Origin of the sequence: Streptomyces sp. NPDC020379, from assembly GCF_044387105.1 — a bacterium.
Lineage (GTDB): Bacteria > Actinomycetota > Actinomycetes > Streptomycetales > Streptomycetaceae > Streptomyces.
Window position 1 is genome coordinate 73,418 of record NZ_JBIRVR010000023.1, and the last position, 23,332, is coordinate 96,749.

The 23,332-nt window shown below is 71.4% G+C and carries 28 protein-coding genes; 16 read left to right on the top strand and 12 right to left on the bottom strand.

What is annotated here, in order from left to right:
* Positions 1–15: 15 nt before the first annotated feature.
* The 4 genes from ACH427_RS26080 to ACH427_RS26095 all read right to left on the bottom strand — a co-directional run bounded on the left by ACH427_RS26080 (position 16) and on the right by ACH427_RS26095 (position 3,846).
* Positions 16–609, bottom strand: coding sequence for a PadR family transcriptional regulator (locus tag ACH427_RS26080; protein ID WP_398873093.1), 594 nt, complete (start codon positions 607–609; stop codon positions 16–18).
* A gap of 215 nt (positions 610–824) precedes the next feature.
* Positions 825–1,358: a DinB family protein gene (locus ACH427_RS26085; RefSeq protein WP_398873095.1), complete on the bottom strand. Its 534-nt coding sequence runs from the start codon at positions 1,356–1,358 to the stop codon at positions 825–827.
* A 79-nt stretch (positions 1,359–1,437) separates the two neighbouring features.
* Entirely contained in the window at positions 1,438–2,895 is a 1,458-nt protein-coding gene (locus ACH427_RS26090; protein ID WP_398873097.1) for an aldehyde dehydrogenase family protein, read from the bottom strand.
* An 87-nt stretch (positions 2,896–2,982) separates the two neighbouring features.
* Positions 2,983–3,846, bottom strand: coding sequence for a helix-turn-helix domain-containing protein (locus tag ACH427_RS26095; protein ID WP_398873099.1), 864 nt, complete (start codon positions 3,844–3,846; stop codon positions 2,983–2,985).
* A gap of 311 nt (positions 3,847–4,157) precedes the next feature.
* Between ACH427_RS26095 and ACH427_RS26100 the strand changes: the two genes are divergently transcribed.
* Positions 4,158–4,652, top strand: a complete 495-nt coding sequence (locus tag ACH427_RS26100; protein WP_398873101.1) for an ATP-binding protein — start codon at positions 4,158–4,160, stop codon at positions 4,650–4,652.
* 37 nt (positions 4,653–4,689) lie between these two features.
* Here the strand turns inward: ACH427_RS26100 and ACH427_RS26105 are convergent, their stop codons facing one another.
* The 5 genes from ACH427_RS26105 to rpmG all read right to left on the bottom strand — a co-directional run bounded on the left by ACH427_RS26105 (position 4,690) and on the right by rpmG (position 6,955).
* Entirely contained in the window at positions 4,690–4,929 is a 240-nt protein-coding gene (locus tag ACH427_RS26105; RefSeq protein WP_398873103.1) for a DUF397 domain-containing protein, read from the bottom strand.
* A 130-nt stretch (positions 4,930–5,059) separates the two neighbouring features.
* Positions 5,060–5,302 carry a 30S ribosomal protein S18 gene (rpsR, locus tag ACH427_RS26110; RefSeq protein ID WP_366005732.1) on the bottom strand — a complete coding sequence of 81 codons (243 nt, stop codon included), beginning with the start codon at positions 5,300–5,302 and terminating at the stop codon, positions 5,060–5,062.
* 56 nt (positions 5,303–5,358) lie between these two features.
* Entirely contained in the window at positions 5,359–6,531 is a 1,173-nt protein-coding gene (locus tag ACH427_RS26115) for a GTP-binding protein (protein ID WP_398873105.1), read from the bottom strand.
* Positions 6,528–6,785 carry a type B 50S ribosomal protein L31 gene (locus ACH427_RS26120; protein ID WP_398873107.1) on the bottom strand — a complete coding sequence of 86 codons (258 nt, stop codon included), beginning with the start codon at positions 6,783–6,785 and terminating at the stop codon, positions 6,528–6,530. Before ACH427_RS26120 ends, ACH427_RS26115 begins: the two co-directional genes overlap by 4 nt.
* 5 nt (positions 6,786–6,790) lie before the next feature.
* Positions 6,791–6,955 carry a 50S ribosomal protein L33 gene (gene rpmG / locus ACH427_RS26125; protein ID WP_398873109.1) on the bottom strand — a complete coding sequence of 55 codons (165 nt, stop codon included), beginning with the start codon at positions 6,953–6,955 and terminating at the stop codon, positions 6,791–6,793.
* A 74-nt stretch (positions 6,956–7,029) separates the two neighbouring features.
* On the opposite strand from rpmG, the gene rpmB reads away from it, so the two are divergent.
* Complete coding sequence (rpmB, locus tag ACH427_RS26130) at positions 7,030–7,293, top strand: 50S ribosomal protein L28 (protein WP_398873111.1); 264 nt, start codon at positions 7,030–7,032, stop codon at positions 7,291–7,293.
* The gene (gene rpsN / locus ACH427_RS26135; protein ID WP_398873113.1) at positions 7,293–7,598 is read left to right on the top strand and encodes a 30S ribosomal protein S14; all 306 of its coding nucleotides are present in this window, start codon (positions 7,293–7,295) and stop codon (positions 7,596–7,598) included. Before rpmB ends, rpsN begins: the two co-directional genes overlap by 1 nt.
* Before the next feature lie 249 nt (positions 7,599–7,847).
* Here rpsN and ACH427_RS26140 read toward each other — a convergent pair whose 3' ends face one another.
* Both ACH427_RS26140 and ACH427_RS26145 read right to left on the bottom strand, forming a co-directional pair.
* Positions 7,848–8,432: a DUF3291 domain-containing protein gene (locus tag ACH427_RS26140; RefSeq protein ID WP_398873115.1), complete on the bottom strand. Its 585-nt coding sequence runs from the start codon at positions 8,430–8,432 to the stop codon at positions 7,848–7,850.
* 322 nt (positions 8,433–8,754) lie between these two features.
* On the bottom strand, positions 8,755–9,039 hold the full coding sequence (locus ACH427_RS26145) for a GntR family transcriptional regulator (RefSeq protein ID WP_398873117.1): 285 nt from the start codon (positions 9,037–9,039) through the stop codon (positions 8,755–8,757).
* A gap of 160 nt (positions 9,040–9,199) precedes the next feature.
* Between ACH427_RS26145 and ACH427_RS26150 the strand changes: the two genes are divergently transcribed.
* From ACH427_RS26150 to ACH427_RS26170, 5 genes are all read left to right on the top strand, one after another.
* Positions 9,200–9,646 (top strand): hypothetical protein, encoded by a 447-nt coding sequence (locus tag ACH427_RS26150; RefSeq protein ID WP_398873119.1) that lies wholly within the window; start codon positions 9,200–9,202, stop codon positions 9,644–9,646.
* A 122-nt stretch (positions 9,647–9,768) separates the two neighbouring features.
* A complete protein-coding gene (locus tag ACH427_RS26155; RefSeq protein WP_366005707.1) occupies positions 9,769–9,912 on the top strand; it encodes a lasso RiPP family leader peptide-containing protein in 144 nt (47 codons plus the stop codon).
* 6 nt (positions 9,913–9,918) lie between these two features.
* Positions 9,919–11,760: an asparagine synthase-related protein gene (locus ACH427_RS26160; RefSeq protein ID WP_398873121.1), complete on the top strand. Its 1,842-nt coding sequence runs from the start codon at positions 9,919–9,921 to the stop codon at positions 11,758–11,760.
* The gene (locus ACH427_RS26165; RefSeq protein ID WP_398873123.1) at positions 11,757–12,017 is read left to right on the top strand and encodes a lasso peptide biosynthesis PqqD family chaperone; all 261 of its coding nucleotides are present in this window, start codon (positions 11,757–11,759) and stop codon (positions 12,015–12,017) included. Before ACH427_RS26160 ends, ACH427_RS26165 begins: the two co-directional genes overlap by 4 nt.
* The gene (locus tag ACH427_RS26170; RefSeq protein ID WP_398873125.1) at positions 12,014–12,466 is read left to right on the top strand and encodes a lasso peptide biosynthesis B2 protein; all 453 of its coding nucleotides are present in this window, start codon (positions 12,014–12,016) and stop codon (positions 12,464–12,466) included. Before ACH427_RS26165 ends, ACH427_RS26170 begins: the two co-directional genes overlap by 4 nt.
* Here ACH427_RS26170 and ACH427_RS26175 read toward each other — a convergent pair.
* Positions 12,463–12,783 (bottom strand): UBP-type zinc finger domain-containing protein, encoded by a 321-nt coding sequence (locus ACH427_RS26175; protein ID WP_398873127.1) that lies wholly within the window; start codon positions 12,781–12,783, stop codon positions 12,463–12,465. The two genes, ACH427_RS26170 and ACH427_RS26175, sit on opposite strands and share 4 nt — an antisense overlap.
* A 657-nt stretch (positions 12,784–13,440) precedes the next feature.
* Here ACH427_RS26175 and ACH427_RS26180 point away from each other — a divergent pair.
* From ACH427_RS26180 to ACH427_RS26215, 8 genes are all read left to right on the top strand, one after another.
* Positions 13,441–14,469, top strand: coding sequence for a rod shape-determining protein (locus ACH427_RS26180; protein ID WP_398873129.1), 1,029 nt, complete (start codon positions 13,441–13,443; stop codon positions 14,467–14,469).
* Between the two features lie 90 nt (positions 14,470–14,559).
* Positions 14,560–15,015: a TerB family tellurite resistance protein gene (locus ACH427_RS26185; RefSeq protein WP_361528839.1), complete on the top strand. Its 456-nt coding sequence runs from the start codon at positions 14,560–14,562 to the stop codon at positions 15,013–15,015.
* Between the two features lie 446 nt (positions 15,016–15,461).
* A complete protein-coding gene (locus ACH427_RS26190) occupies positions 15,462–16,925 on the top strand; it encodes a PLP-dependent aminotransferase family protein (RefSeq protein WP_398873131.1) in 1,464 nt (487 codons plus the stop codon).
* A 158-nt stretch (positions 16,926–17,083) separates the two neighbouring features.
* Entirely contained in the window at positions 17,084–17,779 is a 696-nt protein-coding gene (locus ACH427_RS26195) for a hypothetical protein (RefSeq protein WP_398873133.1), read from the top strand.
* A 103-nt stretch (positions 17,780–17,882) separates the two neighbouring features.
* Complete coding sequence (locus ACH427_RS26200) at positions 17,883–19,142, top strand: ATP-grasp domain-containing protein (protein WP_398873135.1); 1,260 nt, start codon at positions 17,883–17,885, stop codon at positions 19,140–19,142.
* Between the two features lie 179 nt (positions 19,143–19,321).
* Positions 19,322–20,545, top strand: a complete 1,224-nt coding sequence (locus tag ACH427_RS26205) for an MFS transporter (protein WP_398873137.1) — start codon at positions 19,322–19,324, stop codon at positions 20,543–20,545.
* 35 nt (positions 20,546–20,580) lie between these two features.
* The gene (locus tag ACH427_RS26210; protein WP_398873139.1) at positions 20,581–21,843 is read left to right on the top strand and encodes an acetyl-CoA carboxylase biotin carboxylase subunit family protein; all 1,263 of its coding nucleotides are present in this window, start codon (positions 20,581–20,583) and stop codon (positions 21,841–21,843) included.
* Positions 21,840–23,327 carry an ABC transporter substrate-binding protein gene (locus ACH427_RS26215; RefSeq protein WP_398873141.1) on the top strand — a complete coding sequence of 496 codons (1,488 nt, stop codon included), beginning with the start codon at positions 21,840–21,842 and terminating at the stop codon, positions 23,325–23,327. Before ACH427_RS26210 ends, ACH427_RS26215 begins: the two co-directional genes overlap by 4 nt.
* The last annotated feature ends 5 nt before the right edge of the window (positions 23,328–23,332 follow it).

The window sequence follows — 23,332 nt, forward strand, 5'->3', positions numbered from 1 at the left end:
CGTCAGCCGTCCCTGTCAGCTTCCTGAGGGGTTGAAGCCCACCCACGGGTCGCCCTCGTCGGCCATCACATAGGCGCCGGCCTCCAGGCGCTCGATCAGGCCCAGGGCCCACTGTTCGCCGCTCTCGGCGGTGTGGACCCACATGCCCCTGATCTCGCCGATGTGCCCCCAGTCCTCGCCCTCCCCCGGCGTCCAGTGCAGGCGGATCTCCTCGCGCCAGGCGCGCAGCGACTCGACCCGCCGCTTCAGCAGGGAGATGGCCTCGGCGCGCGGCAGGTCGACCATGAAGCCGATGCCCGCGGTCACCATGTCGACCTTCTGACCGGGCGAGGACAGCGCTTCCCGCAGCAGCAGGAAATACTCCCGCTCGCCCTCCTCCGTCAGCTCGTACTCCGTACGGGGCGGGCCGCCGGCCTCGCTCGGCGCGGTGTCGTGCGCGATCATCAGCCCTTGCGTGGCCATGGACTTGAGGGCGTGGTAGATCGACCCGGGCTTGGCGTTCGACCACTCGTGGGCGCCCCAGGACTCCAGGTCGCTGCGGACCTGATAGCCGTGGGCCCGTCCGTGCTGCCGGACGGCTCCCAGTGTCAGTAGCCGGATCGCCGACATGGGTTCCTCATTCCGGGGGCTGCGACTTGCTGTCGCCCAGCCTAGGTTGCGGGCCGGCCGGTTTGAGCGCGGGTCCGCCGCCGGTGCGGGTCCGCCGCGCCTGCGGCGGCCTTTTCCCCTACCCCGCCCCTTCCCGAACCGGGGGCTTGCCCCCGGTTCGGGAAGGGGCGGGGCTGGGGGAAGAGCCCGCCGCAGGCGCCCCACCCGCATCGGAATCAGTCCCCCGCCTCCTCCACGAGCTCAAGCGCCGACCGCCCGTCCAACGACTCGCGGATCACATCCGCATGCCCCGCGTGCCGGGCGAGCTCCTCCACCAGGTGCAGCAGCAGCCACCGCATCGAGACGGAAGCACCCGGCGGGAACCACGGCGCCTCCGGCAAGGGGAACGTGTCCGAGAGGCTCGGTACGGAGTGGATGAAGCGCGCGGTCTCCTCCGCCACCCCGTCCCACCGGGCGAGCATGCCCGCCACGCTCTCGCCGTCGAGCAGCCGGAAGCTGTCCGCCCACGTCTCCGGGGAGCGCTGGCGCTCCGGCCGGCCCTGCGCCCGGCACACCCACCCCTCCTCGCACTCCACGACGTGCTTGAGGAGCCCGCCCAGCGACAGCTCGCTCGCGCTGGGCTTGCGCGCCGCCTGTTCCTCGGTCAGGCCCAGGACGGACCGGCGCAGCGCGCCTCGCTGCGCCTCCACGAACGCCAGCAGCGTGGCGCGTTCGTCGGCCGGGTCCTTCTCGATCACCAGCGTCACCATGGGATCCACCCTCTCGTCGTCACCGATGGCCCTCACCGTAGAAGGCGATGCGGACAGCGCGCGTCCTACATCCCGCGTGTCAGAAGGGGAACTGGCTGCGCCCGTGCTGGATCGAGATCCACTTGGTGGTCGTGAAGACGTCGACCATCGAGTCACCGTTCAGCCGTCCGACCCCCGAGTGCTTCTCGCCGCCGAAGGGCACGATCGCCTCGTCGTGGACCGTCCCGTCGTTGACGTGGATCATCCCGGTGTCGATGCGCTTGGCGACGCGTACGCCCCGCTCGATGTCCCGCGTGTGCACCGCGCCGCTCAGCCCGTACGGTGTGGCGTTCGCGATCCGGACGGCCTCTTCCTCGCCGTCGAAGGGGATGAGCAGGGCGACCGGCCCGAAGATCTCCTGCGTGAGGATCGGCGAGTCGGCCTTGATCCCGGTGAGCACGGAGGGCGCGACGAGCGTGCCGTTCGTCTCGCCGCGTACGAGGGCGGTCGCGCCGTCCGCGACGGACTGGTCCAGCAGGGTGTTGACGGCCTCGGCCTGACCGGCGTTGATCAGCGGGCCGATGTGGGTGGCCGGGTCGCCGGGGTCGCCGACCTTCAGGGACTTGACCTTGGCCACGAACTTCTCGGTGAACTCCGCCTCCACGGAGCGGTCCACGAGCACCCGGTTCGCCGCCATACAGACCTGTCCCTGGTGGATGAAGCGGCTGAAGACGGCCGCGTCCACGGCGTAGTCCACGTCCGCGTCGTCGAGGACGATCAGGGCACTGTTGCCGCCGAGCTCCAGGACGGTCCGCTTGAAGTGCGAGGCGGCGACGGTGGCGACGTGCCGGCCGACCTTGTCGGAGCCGGTGAAGGAGATCACGCGGGGCACCGGGTGCTCGATGAGCGCATCCCCGATCTCCGCGATGTCGGTGACCACGACGTTGAGCACCCCGGCGGGCAGCCCGGCCTCCTCGAAGACCTTGGCCACCAGCCCGCCGCCGCATATCGGCGTGTTCTGGTGCGGCTTGAGGACGACGGCGTTGCCGAGGGCGATGGCGGGCGCGACGGACTTGATCGACAGCAGGAAGGGGAAGTTGAAGGGGCTGATCACCCCGACGACCCCGACCGGCAGCCGGTAGAGGCGGTTCTCCTTGGTGTCGTCCGGCGACGGCAGGATGCGCCCCTCCGCGCGCAGCGCGAGGTGCAGCGCCTCGCGCAGGAACTCCCGCACCAGGTGCAGCTCGAAGGCCGCCTTCACGGCCGTCCCGCCGCACTCCGCGGTGATCGCGGCGGACAGCTCGGGCTCCCGCTCGTCGATCACCCGCAGCGCCCGCTCGAAGACGAGCCGCCGGGTGTACGGATTGGTGGCGCCCCACGCCTTCTGGGCGCGCTCGGCGGCGCGGTACGCCTGGTCGATCTCGTCCACACCGGCCACTGTGATGGAGGCGAGCTTCTCCCCGTCGTAGGGGTTGAAGTCGACAATGTCCCAGGAGCCGGTGCCGGCCCGCCATTCGCCGTCGATGTACTGGAAAGCCAACTCGCCGAAGTAGGACATGCGCCATCCCTGCCTGGAGATACGGGGGCGCTCACGGCGCCCGAACCGGAATGCAGACTCCTGATGGGACGTCATCGTACTGATGAGTCAGGCGAGTTGGAGCAGCCGCCGCAACAGGTCGCGAGTGAGGGCGGGCGAGAGGCTGTCCTCGTGCAGGCGCTCCATCACCCTGCCGTACTGCGCGACCTCGTCGGGCTTGTCCAGATACAGCGCACTGGTCAGCTGCTCCAGATAGACGACGTCGGAGAGATCGGACTCCGGGAAGCGCAGCATGGTGAAAGCGCCGCTCTCCCCCGCGTGCCCGCCGTGCGCGAACGGCATCACCTGGAGCGTCACATTGGCCTGTTCCGAGATGTCGATGAGGTGCTCCAGCTGACCGCGCATGACGGCCTCGCCGCCGTAGGGGCGGTGCAGCGCGGCCTCGTCCAGCACGGCGTGGAAGTGCGGGGCGCGCTCGGAGAACAGCAGCTTCTGGCGCTCCATGCGCAGCGAGACGCGGCGCTCGACCTCCGCCTCGCAGGCGGTCGGCTGGCCGCGGACGACGACGGCCTGGGCGTAGCCCTCGGTCTGGAGCAGGCCGTGCACGAACTGCACTTCGTAGATGTTGATGTGGGACGCGGCACCCTCCAGCCCCACATAGGTCTGGAACCATCCCGGCAGCACATCGCCGTAACTGTGCCACCAGCCGGCGACGTTCGCCTCACGGGCCAGCCCCAGCAGCGCTTCGCGCTCCAGCTCGTCGGTGACGCCGTAGAGCGTGAGGAGGTCCTCGACATCACGTGCCTTGAAGCTCACCCGGCCCAGCTCCATGCGGCTGATCTTCGACTCCGACGCCCGGATCGAGTAGCCGGCCGCCTCGCGGGTGATCCCGCGCGATTCCCGCAGCCTCCTGAGCTGTGAGCCCAGGAGTATGCGGCGCACCACAGAACCGCTCGACTCGCTCGTGGCCATCTTCGCGACTCCTCCTTTTCCGGTCCCTACCCGGTCGTGCCGCTTCCGCACCCTTCCGGGGCGACCCCCGCTACCCCCGGCGCCGAAGTCTGCCACTTCCGGGCTCCGTTGAGTGTGCATCCGATTACGGAGGCGGTGGCAGTCCGGACACCGTACGCAGGAGGGCGTAGGGAGAATTGCTCCCTTACCGGAGCGTGCGCCCCCAAACCCCCCACGTGCACGTGCATCTGCCCTTGCATCCGCCATCCACATTGGGAACCATGGGAACGCACACGTGCATGTCACGTCCACGATTGCCAGGAGTGCCTCGGATGGGTACCGAAGGATCGACTGTGCTCTCCCCCTTGTGGCGAGGGCTGCCACCGATCGCCCCATCGGCCGTCTCCAGCTCCGCCTCCTGTGTGCTGCCGCCCCGGTTCGAGGCGGTCAGGACGGCACGGCGGTTCACACGGAGCACGCTCCAGCAGTGGGACCTCCCCGGGCTCTTCGACGATGTGGCGCTCGTGGTCTCGGAGTTGGTGACCAACTCCATGCGTTACGCCCTTCCGGCCGAGCTCGTCGGCACGGAGTACGAGCCGCCCGTACGGCTGCACCTGATGCGATGGACTTCGCGTCTGGTGTGCGCGGTGCGGGACCCCAGCGAGGAGAGCCCCGTCGCGGGCGAGGCCGACGCGTCCGCGGAGTGCGGGCGCGGACTCCTCCTGGTGGACTCCTTCAGCGACACCTGGGGCTGGCATCCGCTGGCCGGGGCGCTGCGGGGGAAAGTGGTCTGGGCTCTGTTCAGACTGCCGCGGGATCGCGACTGAGCGCTGTCACGGGGGGCGCTCAGTCGGCGATCAAATCTCAGTCGGCGATCAAATCGTCGAATTCGCCGTCCTTGACGCCCAGCAGCATGGCCTCGATCTCCGCCACCGTGTAGATGAGCGCCGGGCCGTCCGGATGACGGGAATTACGCATCGCGATCCCACCGTCCGGCAGCTTCGCGAACTCCACGCACGACCCCTGCGAGTTGGAGTGCCGGCTCTTGCGCCAGACGGCTCCGTCGAGATCCGTGGCAGCCATGCCGTTGTACGCGTGAGGCACAGGACTCTCCCGGAGTATGCGCAGGGGGCACCCCGGCACGAACGGTGGGGATGACAACTACTCCGGATCATAACTCCGTTCATGTGCCTCTGCATGGGCCGATGCACGTGCACTTTCGGTGGGGGATCCACTACTTCCCGGTGCTCGAATACGGCAGGAGGCCCATCTCGCGGGCGTTTTTGATCGCCCGGGAGAGTTGTCGCTGCTGCTGGGCGGTGACCCGCGTCACGCGCCGGCTGCGGATCTTCCCGCGGTCCGAAATGAACTTCCGCAGCAGATCGGTGTCTTTGTAGTCGATGTATGTGATGCCCGCTGTTTCCAGGGGATTGGGACGAGGTTTGAGGTTCTTGCGGTGATCGGGACGGCGGGGCACAGGCATTGCCTTTTCTGGTGGTCGACCGGCGGCCAGGAGGAGGCACCGGCCGGTGATCAGGAAACGGGATCGAGGAGTTCGTCGAATGCGGCGGACAGACAGCGCCAGGTGTCCGGGCCCGCCGCGAATTCGGCGTCGGTCAGCAGGCACGACTCCAGCAGCGAGGACAGCGCCTCCGCGTCGAGGCCGGGCGAGGTGAAGGTGAGGTACTGCGCGCGGTCGCCGTGCTCGGGGTGCCAGTCCAGGGCGGCGGCCACGCGACGGGTCGCGGGCACCATCTCCCAGGCGGCGTCCGGCAGCGAGGCCAGCCACGGCCCGGCGTTCTCCACGCACAGGGCGCCTCCGGCCGCGTCCCAGGACAGCAGGGTGTCCGGCCGGTCCGCGAGCCAGAACCGCCCCCGGCTGCGCGCCGCGGCGCACGCCAGGTCCTCCAGCGCGTCGTAGAGCCGTCCGGGGTGGAACGGCCGGTGCCGGTGCCATACGAGCGTGCTGACGCCGTCCGCGTCGGCGGCCTGCGGCAGCAGCGCGCAGGCGGGGTGCTGCCGGGCGGCCGCGGCCTCCACGTCGAAGCCCTCGACCGCCGCGTCCGCCAACTCCGCGGATTCGAACGGAACACGACGGGCGGTGGGCACGAGCTGATCGAGCAGCGCGAAGTCGGCGGCGTCCGCGGGCGGTGTGGTGTCCGGGCCCCCGCTCCCCTCCACCACCGCCAGCACCGGCGCGTACTCCAGCTGCCGCGCGAAGGTGTCCGCGACGGTCCGCTGGTCCGTCGCGGCGGCCGCGAGCCCCGCCTCGGCGAGGTCGTCGCCGCAGCCGAGCGCGGGCAGCAACAGAGCCGGATCGACTGCGGTGATCACGCCCGTCAGCCGGAAGTCCGGCCCGCCGTGGGCGGCGACCACCTCGGCCATCGCCTTGGGCTCGACGGAGTCCCACAGCTCCACGACGGCGAGCCGGCAGAGGCCGCCCGCGGCGAGGCGTTCGAGCTCGGGCACCAGGTCCTCGCGCAGCGCGCAGCAGGCGCAGTCGTTGACGAGCGGCGCGTCGCCCTCGTCGAGGACACCCGAGCCGTCCCGTACGGTACGGCGCACCGTTCCCGTGACGGCCGTCGCGAGGTCGTGATGGAGCGCGACGCTGCCCGGCACGGTCTTCAACAGCCGCTCGACGACGGCCACGCGCGCGTCGGAGTGCAGACCTCCGACGAGCGCGACGGGCAGCGGCCGACCGGTCACCGGCCGCCCTCCCGCTTGCCGTACCGGCGCTCGAAGCGCTCGACTCTCCCGGCCGTGTCCAGGACACGGGCGGTGCCGGTGTAGAAGGGGTGGCTCGCCGAGGAGATCTCGACGTCGATGACGGGATAGGTGTTGCCGTCCTCCCATGCCACCGTCTTGTCGCTGGTGGCGGTCGACCGGGTGAGGAAGGCGTAGTTCGCGGCCCGGTCGCGGAAGACGACGGGGCCGTAGGGCGGGTGGATTCCGGGCTGCATCGGGGTCAGCGCTCCTCTCGGAAGGTGACGTGGCGGCCGACGACGGGGTCGTACTTCCGCAGTTCCATGCGGTCGGGGTCGCTACGGCGGTTCTTGCGGGTCACGTAGGTGTAGCCGGTTCCGGCGGTGGACCGGAGCTTGATCACGGGGCGTAGCTCGTTGCGGGCCATGGGGGCTACTATACAGAAATGGTTTCCATTTTCATTAGGCCCGTCGCGGCCGTCCGAGGACCGGAGGTCTGACCTTGTCCGCCCACTGCCAGCTCACCGGCCGCAAGCCCGGCTTCGGCAACTCCCTCTCCCACTCCCACCGGCGCACCGCCCGCCGCTTCGACCCCAACATCCAGACCAAGCGCTACTGGCTCCCCAGCGAAGGCCGTCACGTGCGGCTGCGGCTGAGCGCGAAGGGGATCCGGACGGTCGACAGCATCGGCATCGAGGCCGCGGTGGCCCGCATCCGCGCCCGGGCGATGGGGGCACCTCCCACCGGCAGCCGGGGGAGGGTCTGATGGCGAAGAAGAGCAAGATCGCGAAAAACGAGCAGCGCCGGCTGACGGTGGCCCGCTACGCGGCCCGCCGGGCCATCCTGAAGGCGATCATCCGCGACCCGCGCTCCCCGGAGGCGGAACGCGCCGCGGCACAACGCGAGTTGTGCCGTCAGCCGCGCGACGCGAGCGCGACGCGCGTACGCAACCGCGACTCGGTGGACGGCCGCCCGCGCGGCTACGTGGGCGCGTTCGGGCTCTCCCGTGTGAACGTACGCGTGCAGGCGCACGCGGGGTTCCTGCCGGGGGTGCGGAAGGCGAGCTGGTAGCGGGACCGTTGGCGCGCCGGGTGGGCCTGTCCGGGCCCACCCGGCGCGCGGGGTGGCACCCGGTGTGGACACCTGAGGACAAAGGAGGGGCTTCTTTCCGGACGCCTTCCGACCCGTTCCCGCGACCAACTCTCCGACGCGGTCACCATGGTGCTCACGCGGTACCGCGAGACCAGCCTCCCGCGGGCCGGCATCGACGCGCCCGTGCCGATCCACATCCGCGAGGTGCGCGCGCCACCTCGAACATCGTCAGCTGCGCGTAGGCGAGTCGGGCACGGACAATGCGCCCCTCGGTCCGATGCCGATGCGGCCGGTCGGTGTTCCGCCCGGGTCGAACGAGTGGTGGAAGGTGAAGGCGTACGGCGCGGAGCCATGGTCGTGGAGGTGCTCCAGCCTGGAAACCCCGTCCTGCCAGGTGGGTATCGTGCCGTCGGTGACCCACCAGAACACGTAACCCGGGTGTCCCGTCCTCTCGAACCAGTCGTAGCGCCTGTTGAGCGCCGCGCGGTGCGGACCGGTGTAGAGGGAGTCGAAGGCGGATCGCAGGTCGGTCCAGAGTGAGAGGGTCGCGGCCAGGGCGATGGTTTCCGCGGTGCGGCCTTTCCCGTACCAGGCCGGAACAGCGAACTCCCCCCATTCACCCCAGTCCGATGCGAAATCCGTCCGTGCGCCCAGGCTGCGGTCCGCCGCTTCAGCACGAGCGATGTATCCGGGGTGCCGGCCGATCTCCCGGTAGACGGCCTCACCGCTCTCGTGGAACTCCCGCGTAAGACGTGCGGGATCGGTGAGTGGTGCCTTCAGGACGCCGAACGTATACAGAGCAAGTTGGGGCATGCGCCTCTCCCTTGGCCGAGGGGCCTGGCGGGGAAGGCCCTGACGCTTTCGCTGTCCGGGCATGGACTCGATTCGGTGGCCCGCGCGTGGGGGCGGGGAGCTGTGGGCGTGATCGGCTCACCCCCTTGCGGGTGGCTCAGGCTGATGAAACCCCTGCGCGACTGCGGGCGGCGCCGAATGTCAGGAGAAGATAGCCCCCGCCGCAGATCCTGTCGAAGTTGCCTTTTCCCTGCCCAAGTGGCCTCTCGGCAGAGGCCACCACGGAGCTGGGGCGGCGAAGCGCCGCCGGGGCGTGCCTCCCGGGCCCGCTGCCGTGGACCGCCTACGAGGCGTCGGAACCCTCCGCGCGTGTCGGCGTCGCCGCGACGAACGTGCCCTTGGCGGGCAAGGTGATCAACAGCCCGCGGTCGCGCAATTCCTGCACCGCCCGGCGGATCGTGCCGATGGCCACGCCGTACTCCTCCGCCAGATCCCGCTCCCCGGGCAGACGGGCACCCACGGCCAGGACCCCGGCGGTGATCTGGGCGGCAACGTGATCGGCCACCTGCATATAGACGTAAGCCGCCTTGGTCGGGTCGACGGGTGACGCGCCTCGTTCATCTCCCATGCGCGTCAACATAGCGCAGCACCCTGCAACACGTATGAGTGGAGAGCGTCTTACTGCTACACACCGCTCCACACCGCACCCTATTTTTATGGGCAAGCAAAACCCCGGCGACCGCTGCATCGGCCCCGGGGCGTGGCCACCAGCCCAAGGAGCTGATGACGTGAAGGACTTTATCGCCCGCTTCCTTCGATGGGCGAGGATGCACGTCAGGCCCCGGACCCTCAACTCGCCCCAGGCCGCCGCCACTCCACCCACACCCACCCCACCGGCCCCCGCCTCCACTCCCGAAACGCCGGACACCTGCGGCGTCTACGCATGGGCCACCGCGCGCGGGATCGACATCAAGCCCAGCTCGCCCCTCGCCTCCTGCCCCTGCACGGAGCACGCCCGGCCATCCGTTCCCGACATCGGCGCGTACGTCTTCGACGTCCGGCTCGGCCGGGTCGGGCAGGTCATGGGCGACGAGGGCCTTCGACTCCAGCTTCGACCGCTTTACGGCGGGCGGGAGTGGGACGCCGAGATCGAGGACACCCGGCCCGCCACCCGCGCCGAGCTGCTCAGCGCGAAGGTGAAGGCAGCCAACTCGGGCGGCGATCGGGGAAGGTGAGCGCGGGCGCGATGCGCCCCGCACGCCCCCCGTGCGCCGGTTGTGCGCGCCAAGCCCCCCTTCACGGAGCGCTACCGTCAGATACTCTGAGTGACGACAGCGGTTTCGGGAGGGGACGCGAAATGACTGATCTCAAAGAGCTCACGGAGGTCTACGAGCCTCCGGCGCTCGTCGAAGTGGGCAACTTCAGTGACCTCACGCTCGGCTGGATCGAGGGAGGCGCGCTGGAGGAAGGCGGCGAGGGTCAGCTCTGGTACTGGGGGTAGCGGGCCATGCCGAGTGAGGAGTGGTTCGCCGTCCTGCCCGACGGCCCGGCGGCGCAGGTCGCGGTGTGCGCGCTGCGGCCGCGCGCCGAGCGGATCGTCGCGCATGCTTCCGGGAGGCCCTGGCTGCTGGGCCGCTGGGCGGACGACCAGGTGACGATCGCCCGTACGCGCAGTGCCCGGGTCGCGGTGATCGGCCGCTGCGCGGTCAGCGCCGCCGAGCTCACCGCCCTGATCGCCCGGGTGGACGACGTCGCACAGGTGGAGCGGGTCGCCGGACCGCTGGCGGGCAGCTTCCATCTGATCGCGTCGGCGGGCGGCCAGGTGCGGGTGCGGGGCAGCGCCTCGGGGGTCCGGCGGATCTTCCACGCCCTGCTCGGCGGGGCCACGGTCGCGTCCGGCCGGAGTGACGTGCTGGCCGCCGCGATCGACGCGGCGGTGGACGAAGAAGTGCTGGTGACACGGCTGCTGGCCGCCGGGGCCGTGCACCCCGTGGAGGAGCGGAGCCCATGGCGAGGCGTCACCGCGGTGCCGCCCGACCACTGCCTGGTCGTCGAGCCCGATGGCCGGTCCGCCCTCCGCCGCTGGTGGACCACGCCCGAGCCGCTGCTGCCCCTGGCCGAGGGGGCCCAGGTGCTGCGACAAGCACTGTCGGCTGCCGTGGATTCCTGCACGGCGGGAGGCGGCACGGTCAGCGCGGATCTGTCCGGTGGCCTCGACTCCACCAGCCTCTGCTTCTTGGCGGCACACGGCCCGGCCCATCTGGTGACCACCCACCGGCAGGGCGCCGACCCGGTCAACAGCGATAGGGAATGGGCGGATCGGGCCCGGGCGGCCCTGCCGGAAGCGGAGCACCGGTCGGTGGGGCAGGAAGAGGATCCGCTGTGGTTCGCCGGCGCGCGCGGTCCGCACCCGGCGCTGGAGGAGCCGGGCGCGTGGGTGCGCGACGCGGCCCGGCTCGCCGGCCTCGCCCGGCGGATGCGCGCAGCGGGCTCCCGGCTGCACCTGGCCGGGCACGGCGGCGACGAGCTGTTCTCCGTCACCCCCCGCTATCTCCACGACCTGGTCCGCGCCCACCCCGCGAAGGCCCCCGCCCACATCCGCCGCCACTGCCTGCGCTTCCGGCAGCCGCTCTGGCCACTGCTGCGCGCCCTGGCCGAGCAGACCACATACGCGGACTGGCTCCACCAGGCCGTCGAGGAGATGGACGCGCTGCCGACCACACCCACCGCACCCTCCATGACCTGGGGACCGCCGCTGCGGATGCCTCCCTGGGCCACACCGGAAGCCGTCCGCGGGGCCCGGACCCTGCTCCACGAAGCCGCCGCCGCGGAACCCGAGCCTCTGGCGCCGCACCGCGCCCAGCACACCGCCGTGCAGTACGCGCGGACCGCCGGGGCGGCCGTCCGCCGCATCGACCAGGCCACCACCCGCTCCGGGCTCCCCCAGGCGGCGCCCTGCCTGGACGACCCGGTGATGAACGCGGCCCTGTCCGTACGCCTGCCCGACCGCGCCGGGCGCACCCAGTGCAAACCGCTGCTCACCGCCGCGATGCACGACATCGTCCCGGCACCACTGCTGGCCCGCACCACGAAAGGCGACTACAGCACCGATTTCTACATAGCCCTCGCTCGGCACCGCGCCGAGCTGCTGGAGCTGTTCGACGGCTCGCTCCTGGCGGACAGGGGGCTCATCGACATATCCGTGCTGCGCGCGGCACTGCTCGTCCCGCACCCCACGCCGCACATCGTCACGCACTTGTCCCAGACGCTCGCCTGTGAGACCTGGCTGCGCTCCCTGCCCCACCCCGACCACCGGCCCACCTCCACCCCGACCGGGAGAGCACGATGACCGTCAGCCTGCGCGACACCATCAGCACCGCACCCGTCGACGACGGCATGATCCTGCTCGACGAGCGCACCGGCCGCTACTGGCAGCTCAACGCCACCGGCACGCTCGTCCTCAACGCACTCCTGCAAGGGGCCACCACAGCCGAGGCGGCCCGCGGCCTGAGAGAGCATCACCCGAGCCTGCCGGCCGGGCAGGCCGAGCAGGACGTGTCGGCCCTGGTCACCTCGCTGCGCACCGCCCGCCTGGTGACGCCATGACCGGGCCGATCGGCACCCGGTGGCCGGACCGGCGCGCGAGCGTACGGGCCGCCGTGGCCGGGGCGCGGGTGCTCGCCGCCCTGCCACCGGAGCGCATCCGCCGAATGCTGAACCGCTTCGGATCCGGCTCCGTCCCCGCCACCGCCGAGCAGGTGCTGGCCGCACGGGAGGCGGTGGTCAGGGCCAGTGCGCGGTGCGCGGTGGAGGCAGGGTGCCTGCAACGGTCGCTGGCCGTGGTCTTGTTGTGCCGAATGAGCGGCCTGGGGGTGGTGTGGCGAACGGGAGTCCGAAGCCGGCCATTCCGCGCGCACGCGTGGGTGGAGGCCGGCGGATCCCCTGTGGGTGAGCCGTATCCGGCGGGGTACTTCACGCCGATCGTGACGGTACGGGTGGGGGCGGCGGATCCACTCGCCGCGCCGCGATCCAGACAGCCGGAGACCCACCCCTAGCGCGGCACCAGCAGCAGCTCATCCGCGTAACACCAGGCCCAGTCCTCGCCCGGCTCGAAGGAGCGGGCGAGGTCGTGCCCGGATTCCGTGTGCGCGTGGGCGCTCGCGTGCTGGTTCGGGGAGCTGTCGCAGCAGCCGATGTGTCCGCAGATCAGGCACTCCCTGAGGTGCAGCCAGGTGCTGCCTATGCGTAGGCAGTCTTCGCAGCCGTCCGTTGTGCTGGGGGTTACGTCTCGGACTTCGTCGAGGTGGGTGCACTCTCGTTGGGTGGGGCGTCCTTCTACGTCGGCGGTGACGTGCCAGGTCGGTTGGGTCATGTTGTCCAACGTAGAGGTGAAGGCGGGTTGTCGCCTGCGGCGGGCTTCCTCCCCTACCCCGCCCCTTCCCGGCTGCGTCTGATGTGCGGCTCCGCCGCGTGGGGGGCGCTGCCCCAGACCCCGCAACACGCTTCGCGCGTTGTCCTCAATCTCCCCCAGCTAACGCTGGGAGGTGCCCCCAACGGGCTGGTTGCGTACCCCGAAGCCGGACGTGCCCGCACTTGCCCTCCGGTGGGAGGGGGTGGGGCTGGAGGGTGGGGTTCTGGAACGCGGTGCGAATTCGGGGCACTCAATACGCGAAACGGCACCCGCACCGCGTTCCAGGTCCCCAGCCCGGAAGACCCACCCCCGGCACCCACCACAAACCCAGCCCGGCCGGCGCTTGAGGCCACCCGAACCGAAACCACACACAACCCGCACCCAGCAACGGCCAACCCCACCAACCCCAAGCCCGGCCGGCGCTTGAGGCCACCCGAACCCCAACCCCAACCCCAAACCCCGCCCCCAGAAACCGGCACCCCCTACGCCACAAGAGTGGCACCCCCCAACCCCCCATCAACCAAGCGGCCCAATCCAGAGAGCTCAACCCCAAGACGCCCCGCACGATGGACCCGTGGGCCCCCGGCTGGTCCAGCGCCGTCTTCGGAAGGATCCGTCTTGACCCCTCACAGCCTTGAGCAGCTGCGCCGTTGCACCGTGGCCGTCGACCTCGGGGCCGCCCGTACCCGGCTCTACGTCAGGGACACCGGACTGATCGTGGACGAGCCGAGCATCGCGGCGGTGAACACGCGCACGGGTTCCCTGATCGCGGTGGGCGCGATGGCGGAGGGGATGGCGGGGCGTACGCCGCACCACATCCGGGTCGTGCGGCCCATCTCCGGCGGCACGGTCGTGGACATCGACATGGCGCAGCGCATGCTCCGCTTCCTGGTGAGCGACAAGATCCGCCGGGCCTGGCGGCGCAAGCCGCTGCTGCGGGCGGCGGTCTGCCTGCCGCACGACGCGGAGCCGCTCGCGCAGCGGGCGGCGACGGAGACGCTGACGGGGCTGGGCGCGCGCCGGGTGGAACTGGTGGACACCCTCATCGCGGCGGCCGTCGGGTGCGGGCTGCCGGTGGAGCAGCCCGAGGCGACGATGATCGTGGTCTGCGGGGCGGCGTCCACGCAGGTGGCCGTCCTCTCCCTGGGCGCGATCGTGGCGGCGGAGAAGGTGCTGGTGGGCGGCGATGCCATCGATTACGCGGTGGTCCAGCACCTGCGCAGCAGGCATGAGCTGATGCTGCCGACGCAGGGCCTGGCGCCGTTGCAGCGCGCGCTGTGCGCGGACCCCATGGAGGAGGGCGCGGAGGTGCGCGGGCGCGATGTGGCCACGGGGCTGTCCCGCACGGTCATGGTGAGCACCGAGCACGTCCGCGAGGCGATCCACACCCCGCTGACGGGCGTGCTGGACGCCATCGGGCGCGTCCTGCGCGACTGTCCGCCGGATCTCGTCGCCGACCTCGCCGAGCGCGGCGTGATGCTGGCCGGCGGCAGCGCGGTGCTGCCGGGCCTGGACCGGATGATCGCGGATGCCACGGGGATGAAGGTGCGGATCGCGGAACACCCGGACACCTGCGCGGTGATGGGGCTGGGCGCGATGCTGGAGGGCAGGGTGCGGCCGCTGCACCTCGACCCGATGGCCACCTGACCCCGGGACCCCGCCCGCCTCCTTGGGAACTTCTTTACCTTTGGGTCCGTTCCGTCTGTGCACCCCTGATTTTCACGAGGAGAGACACAGATGGCGCTCTGGGACCGGCTCAAGGACTCCGCCGCAACGATGCAGGGCCAGCTCGTGGCGAAGAAGAACGACCTCAAGAGCGGGGCGTTCCGCGACGCGAGCATGGCGATGTGCGCACTGGTGGCCGCGGCCGACGGCTCGATCGACGCCTCCGAGCGGCAGCGCGTCGCGTCGCTGATCGCGACCAACGACGTCCTCCAGAACTTCCCGGCCGACGACCTCCAGGCCCGCTTCAACGACTACTGCCAGAAGCTGACGGCCGACTTCGACTTCGGCAAGGTCAGCATCCTCCAGACGATCGGCAAGGTCCAGAAGAAGCCCACGGAGGCGCGGGCGGTCATCCAGATCGGCATCGTCATCGGCGGCGCCGACGGCGACTTCGACAAGGACGAGCAGGCTGTCGTCCGCGAGGCGTGCTTCGCGGTGGGCATTAACCCGGCGGAGTTCGACCTGTAGTCAGGCGCGTGGTCCGGACATCGCCTGCCGCAGGCGCAAGGGGGCCCCTCCCCCGTCACTCGCCTGCGCGGGCGGCGTCCGCGAGCGCGTGGAAACCCTTGACACCCCGCCGCACCCCTGTTGAGCATGTGCGCATGACGGGGGAGTCAAAGAGGGGTTGTGAGCCGCGTCCTGCGCGGGCTCGCGTCAGATCGCGACTTGGTCGCCGTACCGGTTCCGCCACTGCCTTCGGCACTCCGTCACCGCACCGGCAGGGCCGCCCCCCACGCCACTATCCGGCCCCGCTGTGTGCCGAAAGCCCCATTCGCCAGGCTCCACCTGCTACCGAACCCGGATAGCGGGACACCTCCTGTGCGTTCCGGTGGGCGGGCCGAAGGACCTCGGACGACCGCGCGGACGCACCGGCCCTTCCCGAATGGCACACAGTGGCAGAGATAGTGCACGTGATGAGCCCAGGGCAGATGGGACGCCTCCTGGGTGACTGGCGTTCGCGCGGTCCCGCGTACGACGCGCTGGCGCGGCGCGTCCGGATCCTCATCCGCGAGGGCCAGTTGTCGCCGGACACCCGGGTGCCCCCTGAACGGGCCCTCGCCGGGCAGCTCGGCATCAGCCGCACCACCGTCACCAAGGCGTACGACATGCTCCGCGCCGAGGGCCGGCTGCGCAGCGCGCGGGGTTCCGGCACCGTGATCGCGCTGCCGGAGCCGACGGCGGACGGTCCCGAGACGGCCTCGCCCTGCCCCGCCGCACAGTGGTGCAGGCCCGCCACCGGCTGGGCGGCAGACTTCGCCTCCGACCTCCTGCCCGTACCCGACGAGCATCTCGGCCGGGCGCTGGACTCCATCGCCCCGGCCGTGGCCAGGGCGTTCGCCGACCGGAGCCATGAGCCGTACGGGCTGCCGGAGTTACGGCGGGCCGTGGCCGACCGCTACACCGCGCGCGGACTGCCCACCTCGCCCGCGCAGATCCTGATCACCCAGGGGGCCGGGCACGGCTGGCAGCTGATGCTGCGGCTGCGGGCCCGGCCCGCGCAGCGCGTCCTCATCGAATCGCCCGCGGCACCCCACGTCATGGACGCGATCTGGCTGCACGGCGCCCGCCCGTGGCCCGTGGGCCTGGGGGCGAACGGCTGGCACATCGAGCTCTTCGGCGCCGCGCTGCACCAGACCAGGCCCCAACTGGCGCTGCTCACCCCGGATTTCCAGCAGCCGACCGGACATGTGATGCAGACCGAGGAGCGCCGCCTTCTCGTACGGACCGCGCTGCGCACCGGCACGCTCCTGGTCGCCGACGAGAGCGCGGCCGATCTCCGGCTGGACGACGGCGGCATGCCCGAGTCGCTCGCCGCGCACGCCCCCGAGGGCACCGTGGCGCTGATCGATTCCGCGCGGGCGGTGACCGGGGACGGTGTGCGGGTGGGCTGGATCCGCGCGGCGACCTCGACCGTGCACCGGCTCGCGGTGCTCAACAGCGGGCTGGGGACGACGTGTTCGGTGCCGGACCAGGTGCTCGCGGCCCGGCTGATGGCCTCGGCGGACGAGCTGCTGGCCGGGCGGAGAGCGGCACTCCGGGCCGGCCGTGCGGCCCTGGCCTCGGCACTCGACCGGCATCTGCCCAGCTGGCGGTATCCGCTCCCGAGCGGCGGGACCACCTTGTGGGTCGACCTGGGCGCGGCCGTCAGCAGCGCGCTGACAACTGCCGCGGAGCGGCACCGGGTTCATCTGCTGAGCGGCCCGAGGTTCGGCACCGGCGGCACCTACGACAGCAGGCTGCGGCTGCCGTTCACGCTCGACGAGCACACGCTGCGGGACGGCGTCCGGCGGCTGGCCCGCGCCTTCGACGAGGTCGCGCGGACCTCGGAGGCCGGGGCCACCGAGCGCCCGGAGAACCGGAGCCCGGTCTTCGCCTAGGGCAGGCCAAGCCTTGCCAATTGGCTATTTGAAGCGCGCCACCCATGTTTCATACTGGTAAAAGAAATTCTGCACGGCCCTTCCCATTCCGTTGATGACGCTGGTCCCGGCCTTTCCTGCCGCCCGGTGGAATCACCCTCGAAAGGCTGTAAAGAAACATGCCCAAGCTCGAACGTGATCGCCTTGAATCCCTCGCCGCCGAGCTGCTGGAGAAGCAGTTCAAGCGCGTCCCGAAGATGCGTGAGCTGCACCGCGGCGAGTGGATCGACCGGGATTACTACATCCGCCACATCACCGAGACCGTGCTGCGGATCCGCCTCAACAACGAGGTGGACAGCTACGCCCTCTACAAGGTCGGCTCCAAGGACGATCAGCTGGCCGCGAAGCTGGCCCGCTACCTGGCCGAGGAATTCGGGCACGAGAACATGTTCACCCGTGACCTCCAGAAGTTCGGTCTGACGATCGAGCAGCTGGACGCCACCCCGGTGCTCATCTCGACCGCCAAGCTGATGGGCTACCTGCGGCTGGAGGCCGACCACGCGGGCCCGGCCCCGACCACCATCTGGGACTGGTTCGTCGAGTGGTACTCGGACCGCTACAACCCGGTCATCACCGACAAGGCCGCCGAGGAATTCGGCAAGGAATACGTGCACGGCACCCAGGCACACATCGCCTTCGACGAACAGCACGACCACGACGAGCTGATGTTCCGGACCGTGTCCCGCGCGGTGGAGAACTTCAGCACACCGGAAAAGGCCGAGATCTACCTCACCACCTTCATCGACCTCATCGGTGATTATTTCGCCGAGCTCTACGAGGTCACCGTCGGCGCCCGTGAGGCCGTTTCCGCCTGACGGTGCCCGGCGCACCGGCACCGCTGTTCCGGCCAGTGAACGCACAGCGGCGGCCCCGACCCGTACCGGGCCGCCGCCACCGATGTCCCGGAGAGCCACTGCAATGACCGAACCGCTGCCCCGATCCCGTATCCGCATTCTGGTCGTCGAGCCCATGTCGTCCGGAAATCAACTGCTCGTCGAGGCCCGCGCGCTCGGCTTCGAGCTCGTCGTCGCCTCCTACGACCGTGACGACCGGCGCATTCCCGGGCCACTGCGTGAGCACATCGACGAACTCGTCGTGGTGGACACCAACGACGAGCCGGCGCTGTACGGGGCGGTGGCGGAGCTGCATCGCGAGCGGCCGTTCGCGGGCATCGTGCCCGGCTTCGAGTTCTATGTCGGCACGGCCGCCCGGCTCGCCGGCCGGCTGGGGCTGCCCGGCCTGCCCGTGGCCGGCGTGGAGGCGCTCCGGGACAAGGCGGTCATGCGCGACCGGGCGCGGGCCGCCGGGCTGCGGGTGCCGCGCTACGCCGAGGCGGCCGACGCCGCCGGCCTGGACGCGGCCGCCGCCCGGGCCGGCTTTCCCGCGGTCCTCAAGCCCACCCGCTCGGCGGGCAGCATCCACGTCACACGGGTGGAGAGCGCGCGGGAGCTGCGCCAGGCGTACGACTGGATACGCACCGACCCGCGCACCGACATGGGCCGCGGCCTCGACGGGCCTGTGCTTCTGGAGGAGTACGTCGCCGGGCCGGAGGTCAGCGTCGAGGGGTACGTGCTCGACGGCCAGGTCACCATCGTCTCCGTCACCTCCAAACTCCTGGGTGCCGAGCCCTACTTCGTGGAGCTCGGCATGATCGTCCAGCATGAGCTGGAGCCGCCCGTGCGGGCCGCCGTCGAGGCGTACGTCACCGACGTCTGCCGCGCGCTGGGCGTCACCCTGGGCCCCTTCCACTGCGAACTCCGCCTGCCCGACGGCGATCCCGTGCTGATCGAGATCGGCGCCCGCCTCGCCGGGCACTCTATTCCCCAGCTCGTGGAGCTCGTCACGGGCGTCTCCCTGACCCGCGTCATGCTGGCCGCGTACACCGGGCTCGACCCCGCCGAGCTGGGCGTCTTCTCGGCGCCGCGGGCGAAGTGCGCGGCGATGCGGTGTTTTGTGGCGGAGTCGGGGGTGCGGTCCTTCAACGGGCTCGTGGGGCTGGAGGAGTTGGCCGCCGCGGACGATGTGCTCGATGTCTCGCTCTATTACGAGCGGGGGGCAGAGGTTCCGCCCGCGGAGGACTTCCGGAGTCTGCTGGGACATGTCATCTTCCAAGCGGAGTCCTACGGTGAGGCGGTTGCACGCTGGAACGCGATCGGGGACGCGGTGCGGCTCGCTTGACCGGCGCCTTTTCCCCTGTCCCGCCCCTTCCCGGCTGCGTCTGATGGCGGCTCCGCCACGTGAAGGACTCCGCCGCGTGAGGGGCTCCGCCCCGGAGCCCGGTCCTCAAACGCCGGACTGGCTCGAAGATCCGGCCCATTGGGGGCACCCCCATCATCCAGCCCCCGAGGACGACACCTTTGGAACAGACCGCATCCCCACCCGTCCAGGACAACCGCATAGGCAGAGACTTCGGCTTCCTCTGGTCCGCCAGCCTCATCGCGCCGCTCGGTGACGGCGCGCTCGTCGCCGCGTTGCCGTTGGCCGCCAAGAGCCTCACCGACGATCCCCGGCTGATCTCCGGCGTCGCCTTCGCGGCCACGCTGCCCTGGCTGCTGCTGTCGGTGGTCGGCGGGGCCCTCGTCGACCGGATGGACCGCCGCCGGCTGATGCTCGGCGCGCAGATCACGCAGGCGCTGCTGGTGGCGGTCATCGCCGTCCTCGTCTCCAGTGGCCTCACGCGGATCTGGATGCTCTTCCTGCTGCCGTTCGGCGTGGCCTCCGCCGAGGTGCTGTTCACCACCGCCGGCCAGACCGTCATCGCCGCCGTCGTGCCGGAGCGTCATCTGGAGCGGGCCAACGGCAGGCTGGTGGCGAGCGAGACGGTGGCCCGCGAGTTCGCCGGACCGCCGCTCGGCGCGGCCCTGTTCGCGTTCGCCGCGCCGCTGCCGTTCTGGCTGAACAGCCTCACCTTCGCCCTGTCCGTCCTGCTCATCCAGCGCATCCGCACCCCCGCCCGGGAGCCGCGCCCGGCCGACGGCCAGAAGCTGTCCGCCGAGATCGTCGCCGGGCTGCGCTGGCTGCTGCGCCACCGGCTGCTGCGCACGCTTTCGCTGGTCGCGGGGGCGGCCATGTTCTGCGAGGCCATGGCGCTGTCGACGCTGGTGCTGTTCGCCCACGACGAGCTGCACGTGGGCGACCGCGGCTACGGCGTCCTGCTGGCGGCCATGGCGATCGGCGGGGTCGTCGGCGGGATGGTCGGCGGCCGCGTCGTCGCCCGCGCCGGGCCCCGGCTGACGGCCATCGGGGCGCAGACCGCCTGCTCGCTGATGTGGCTCGCGATCGGCCTGGTGGGCCGCAGCCCGGTCACCGTCGTGGCGCTGTTCACCGTCTTCTCCGTCAGCGTCTCGCTGTGGGTCGTGGTGGTGCAGTCCGTACGCCAGCGGCTGGTGCCCGCCGAGCTGCTCGGCCGGGTGTCGGGCGCCGCCCGCATGCTCACCTGGGGCGCCATGCCGCTGGGCTCGCTCGTCGGCGGTTTCGTCGCCAACTCCTTCGGCCTGGTCTCCCCCTGGCTCGTCGGAGGCGCCCTCTCCCTGCTCGTCACCCTGATCGCCCTGCCCGCCCTGATCCGCTGGGACCACTGACCGAACGCCGGACACCACCACTGGGGAACGCCACCGTGAACGCACAGTCATCCGGGCAGGACACTGCCCCGCTGCTCCTCGTCCTCAACCGGTTCGACGACGAATTCGGCGAGTACCACCGCTTCGTCCCGCCCGGCAGCTTCCGGCTCGCCTATCTGGCCACCGCCGACGCGCTCGCGCCCCTCGACCGGGACGGCGCCGTCGAGACCGTCGTCGTCGCGGACATGGCGTACGACACACTGCTGCCCGCCGCCCGCCGCATCGTCGAGGCACACGGCCCGCTCGCCGGGATCATCGGGCTGTCGGAGTTCGACCTGATCACCGCGGCCCGGCTGCGGGAGGCGCTCGGCGCGCCGGGCCGGAAGACGGAGTACGTCCTGCGGTTCCGCGACAAGACGCGGATGAAGCGCTGGATCCGGATGGCCGGGGTGCGGGCGCCGAAGTACCGCGCGCTGGACGCCGGTTCGCACGCCAAGTCCCTCGCCGACGAGCTCGGCCTGCCGATGGTCCTCAAGCCGCGCGACGGCGCCTCGGCCAAGGGCGTGCTGCTCGTGCGCACCGAGCGCGAGCTGGAGGAGGCCCTGGAGGGCGTCGACCGGGACGGCTACGAGGCGGAGGAGTACGTCGAGGGCGCCATCCACCACGTGGACGGCATCCGCCGCGACGGGCACTTCCACTTCGCCACCGCCTCCGCGTACGTCAACACCTGTCTGGACTTCACCCGCGGCCTGCCGCTCGGCTCCGTGCTCCTCGACCCGGGTCCGCGGCGCGACGCCCTGATGGGCTTCGCGGCGGACTGCCTGGACGCCCTGGAGCTGTGGGACGGCCCGTTCCACCTTGAGGTGATCGTCGGCCCCGCGGGGGAGCACGTGTTCCTGGAGGTGGGCCTGCGGCCGGGCGGGGCCGGGGTGCCGTTCGTCCACCGCGACATCTTCGGCATCGACCTCTACGCCGAGTCCGTGCGCGCGGCGGTCGGCCTGCCCCCGATGACCCCGCCGGCCGAGCTCACCCAGCCCGGCCCCGGGGTCGGCGGCGGCTGGCTGGTCTTCCCCGAACCGAAGCCGTGGCCACGGCGCGTCCTGAGCCGCAACTCCCTGGTCGAGGCGATACCCGAGTTCTACGGGGAGGCGCTGCCGGCCCCCGGGCAGGTCTTCGACGGCGAGGGCGGCTACGACCACGCGGGCGGCCGCTTCCTGCTGCGCGGGCCCGACGAGGCGACCGTCCGCCGCGCCGTGCTGGAGGGCATCGCCCGCTACCGGCTGGAGACCGCGGCCGTGACCCCCGCCCCGGCGCGATGAGCGACGGCACCCTGCGGGTCCGCCTCGGCATGCCGTCCGCGATCGACCCCGGCACCGCCTTCGAGCACGACGGCGCGCTGATCGTGGGCGTCATCGCCGACCCCCTCGTGGACTGCGACCCGGCCACCGGCCGGCTCGCCCCCGCCGCCGCGAGCGGCTGGGAAGTGGCGCCGGACGGGCTCTCCGTACGCTTCGCGCTCCGCCCCGGCGTGCGCTTCCACCACGGCCGCGAGGTGACCGCCGAGGACTACCACTACGCGCTCTCCCGCGTGGTCGCGCCGGAGACCGGCTCCGAACTGGCCGAGCACCTCGCGGTGGTGGAGGGGTACGAGGACGTACGGGCGGGCCGGAGCGCCCGGCTCAGCGGGGTGCGCGTCCTGGGGAAGCTGCTGCTGGAGATCCGGCTGACCGGCCCCTTCCACGACATCGCGGCCGTCTTCAGCCACCGGGCGACCGCGCCCGTACCCGCCGAACTGGCCGAGGCGGACCCCGCCGGGTTCGCCCTGCGCCCGGTCAGCAACGGCCCGTACCGTCTGACGGAGCCCTGGCGGCCGGGCGAGGAGCTCACCGTCGAGCGGTTCGACGGCTACTACGCCGCCAACGCCGCGCACCCGGCGGGCGGGGCCGGGCGGGCGGCGCGGATCACCTTCCGCACGGACCCCGATCTGGCCACGGCCCACGAGGAGTTCCTGCGCGGCGAGGTCGACGTGACCGAGGTGCCGCCGACCAGGATCGACGTGGCGGCGCGCGAGGGCGGACCGCGCTTCCGCGTCACGCCCAACCCCATGGTCACCTTCCTCGCCTTCCCCACCGGCGTGCCGCCCTACGACGATCCGGTGGTGCGGCGGGCGGTGGCCATGTGCGTGGACCGTGCGGCGATCGGCCGCGGACACTTCGCGGGCACGCGCCCCGTCGCCCACCGGGTCCTGCCAGCGGTCCTGGACCCGGCGGCCCCGCCGCCGCCCGTCATCCCCTACGACCCCGCCGGGGCGCGCCGGCTCCTCGCGTCGCGGGGGGCGGTGCCGCTGCCGCGCTTCGTCTTCCGCTATCCCGCCGGGCAGGGGCATGAGGGGTGGGCGGCCGATCTGGCGGCGGGGGTGGGGGCGGGACTGGGCGTCCCGGCTGTGGCCGTGCCGGCGGAACGGTCCTCTTTTCTCTCCGGACTTCCAGGTTTGGACGGTCCGTTCCGGCTGAACTGGCAGGTCGATTTCCTGTCCGCGGACAGTGCGGTGGCTCCGCTGTTGCGGAGTGCGGGGTACAGGGATGCCTCTGTCGAGCGGTTGCTCGCGCGGGCGCGAGGGGTGCCGGACGCGGCTTCGCGTCTGGCGGTGTACCGGGAGGCGGAGGCGCTGCTTCTTTCGGCGCTGCCGGTGTTTCCTCTGTGGGAGGGGGCGTTGTATCACCTGGTGAGTGAGCGGGTGGCTTCGCCTGGGCCGCTGAACGATGTGTTCGGGGAGCCGGTGCTTCGCGGGTACGGGGTGTGATTTCT

Excerpts from the sequence above, each read along its gene's own strand:
- ACH427_RS26080 (WP_398873093.1), bottom strand. The coding sequence starts at position 609 with ATGTCGGCGATCCGGCTACTGACACTGGGAGCCGTCCGGCAGCACGGA.
- ACH427_RS26085 (WP_398873095.1), bottom strand. The coding sequence starts at position 1,358 with ATGGTGACGCTGGTGATCGAGAAGGACCCGGCCGACGAACGCGCCACG.
- ACH427_RS26090 (WP_398873097.1), bottom strand. The coding sequence starts at position 2,895 with ATGTCCTACTTCGGCGAGTTGGCTTTCCAGTACATCGACGGCGAATGG.
- ACH427_RS26095 (WP_398873099.1), bottom strand. The coding sequence starts at position 3,846 with ATGGCCACGAGCGAGTCGAGCGGTTCTGTGGTGCGCCGCATACTCCTG.
- ACH427_RS26100 (WP_398873101.1), top strand. The coding sequence starts at position 4,158 with ATGGGTACCGAAGGATCGACTGTGCTCTCCCCCTTGTGGCGAGGGCTG.
- ACH427_RS26120 (WP_398873107.1), bottom strand. The coding sequence starts at position 6,785 with ATGCAGCCCGGAATCCACCCGCCCTACGGCCCCGTCGTCTTCCGCGAC.
- rpmG (WP_398873109.1), bottom strand. The coding sequence starts at position 6,955 with ATGGCCCGCAACGAGCTACGCCCCGTGATCAAGCTCCGGTCCACCGCC.
- rpsN (WP_398873113.1), top strand. The coding sequence starts at position 7,293 with ATGGCGAAGAAGAGCAAGATCGCGAAAAACGAGCAGCGCCGGCTGACG.
- ACH427_RS26140 (WP_398873115.1), bottom strand. The coding sequence starts at position 8,432 with ATGCCCCAACTTGCTCTGTATACGTTCGGCGTCCTGAAGGCACCACTC.
- ACH427_RS26145 (WP_398873117.1), bottom strand. The coding sequence starts at position 9,039 with ATGGGAGATGAACGAGGCGCGTCACCCGTCGACCCGACCAAGGCGGCT.
- ACH427_RS26155 (WP_366005707.1), top strand. The coding sequence starts at position 9,769 with ATGACTGATCTCAAAGAGCTCACGGAGGTCTACGAGCCTCCGGCGCTC.
- ACH427_RS26160 (WP_398873121.1), top strand. The coding sequence starts at position 9,919 with ATGCCGAGTGAGGAGTGGTTCGCCGTCCTGCCCGACGGCCCGGCGGCG.
- ACH427_RS26165 (WP_398873123.1), top strand. The coding sequence starts at position 11,757 with ATGACCGTCAGCCTGCGCGACACCATCAGCACCGCACCCGTCGACGAC.
- ACH427_RS26170 (WP_398873125.1), top strand. The coding sequence starts at position 12,014 with ATGACCGGGCCGATCGGCACCCGGTGGCCGGACCGGCGCGCGAGCGTA.
- ACH427_RS26175 (WP_398873127.1), bottom strand. The coding sequence starts at position 12,783 with ATGACCCAACCGACCTGGCACGTCACCGCCGACGTAGAAGGACGCCCC.
- ACH427_RS26185 (WP_361528839.1), top strand. The coding sequence starts at position 14,560 with ATGGCGCTCTGGGACCGGCTCAAGGACTCCGCCGCAACGATGCAGGGC.
- ACH427_RS26190 (WP_398873131.1), top strand. The coding sequence starts at position 15,462 with ATGAGCCCAGGGCAGATGGGACGCCTCCTGGGTGACTGGCGTTCGCGC.
- ACH427_RS26195 (WP_398873133.1), top strand. The coding sequence starts at position 17,084 with ATGCCCAAGCTCGAACGTGATCGCCTTGAATCCCTCGCCGCCGAGCTG.
- ACH427_RS26200 (WP_398873135.1), top strand. The coding sequence starts at position 17,883 with ATGACCGAACCGCTGCCCCGATCCCGTATCCGCATTCTGGTCGTCGAG.
- ACH427_RS26215 (WP_398873141.1), top strand. The coding sequence starts at position 21,840 with ATGAGCGACGGCACCCTGCGGGTCCGCCTCGGCATGCCGTCCGCGATC.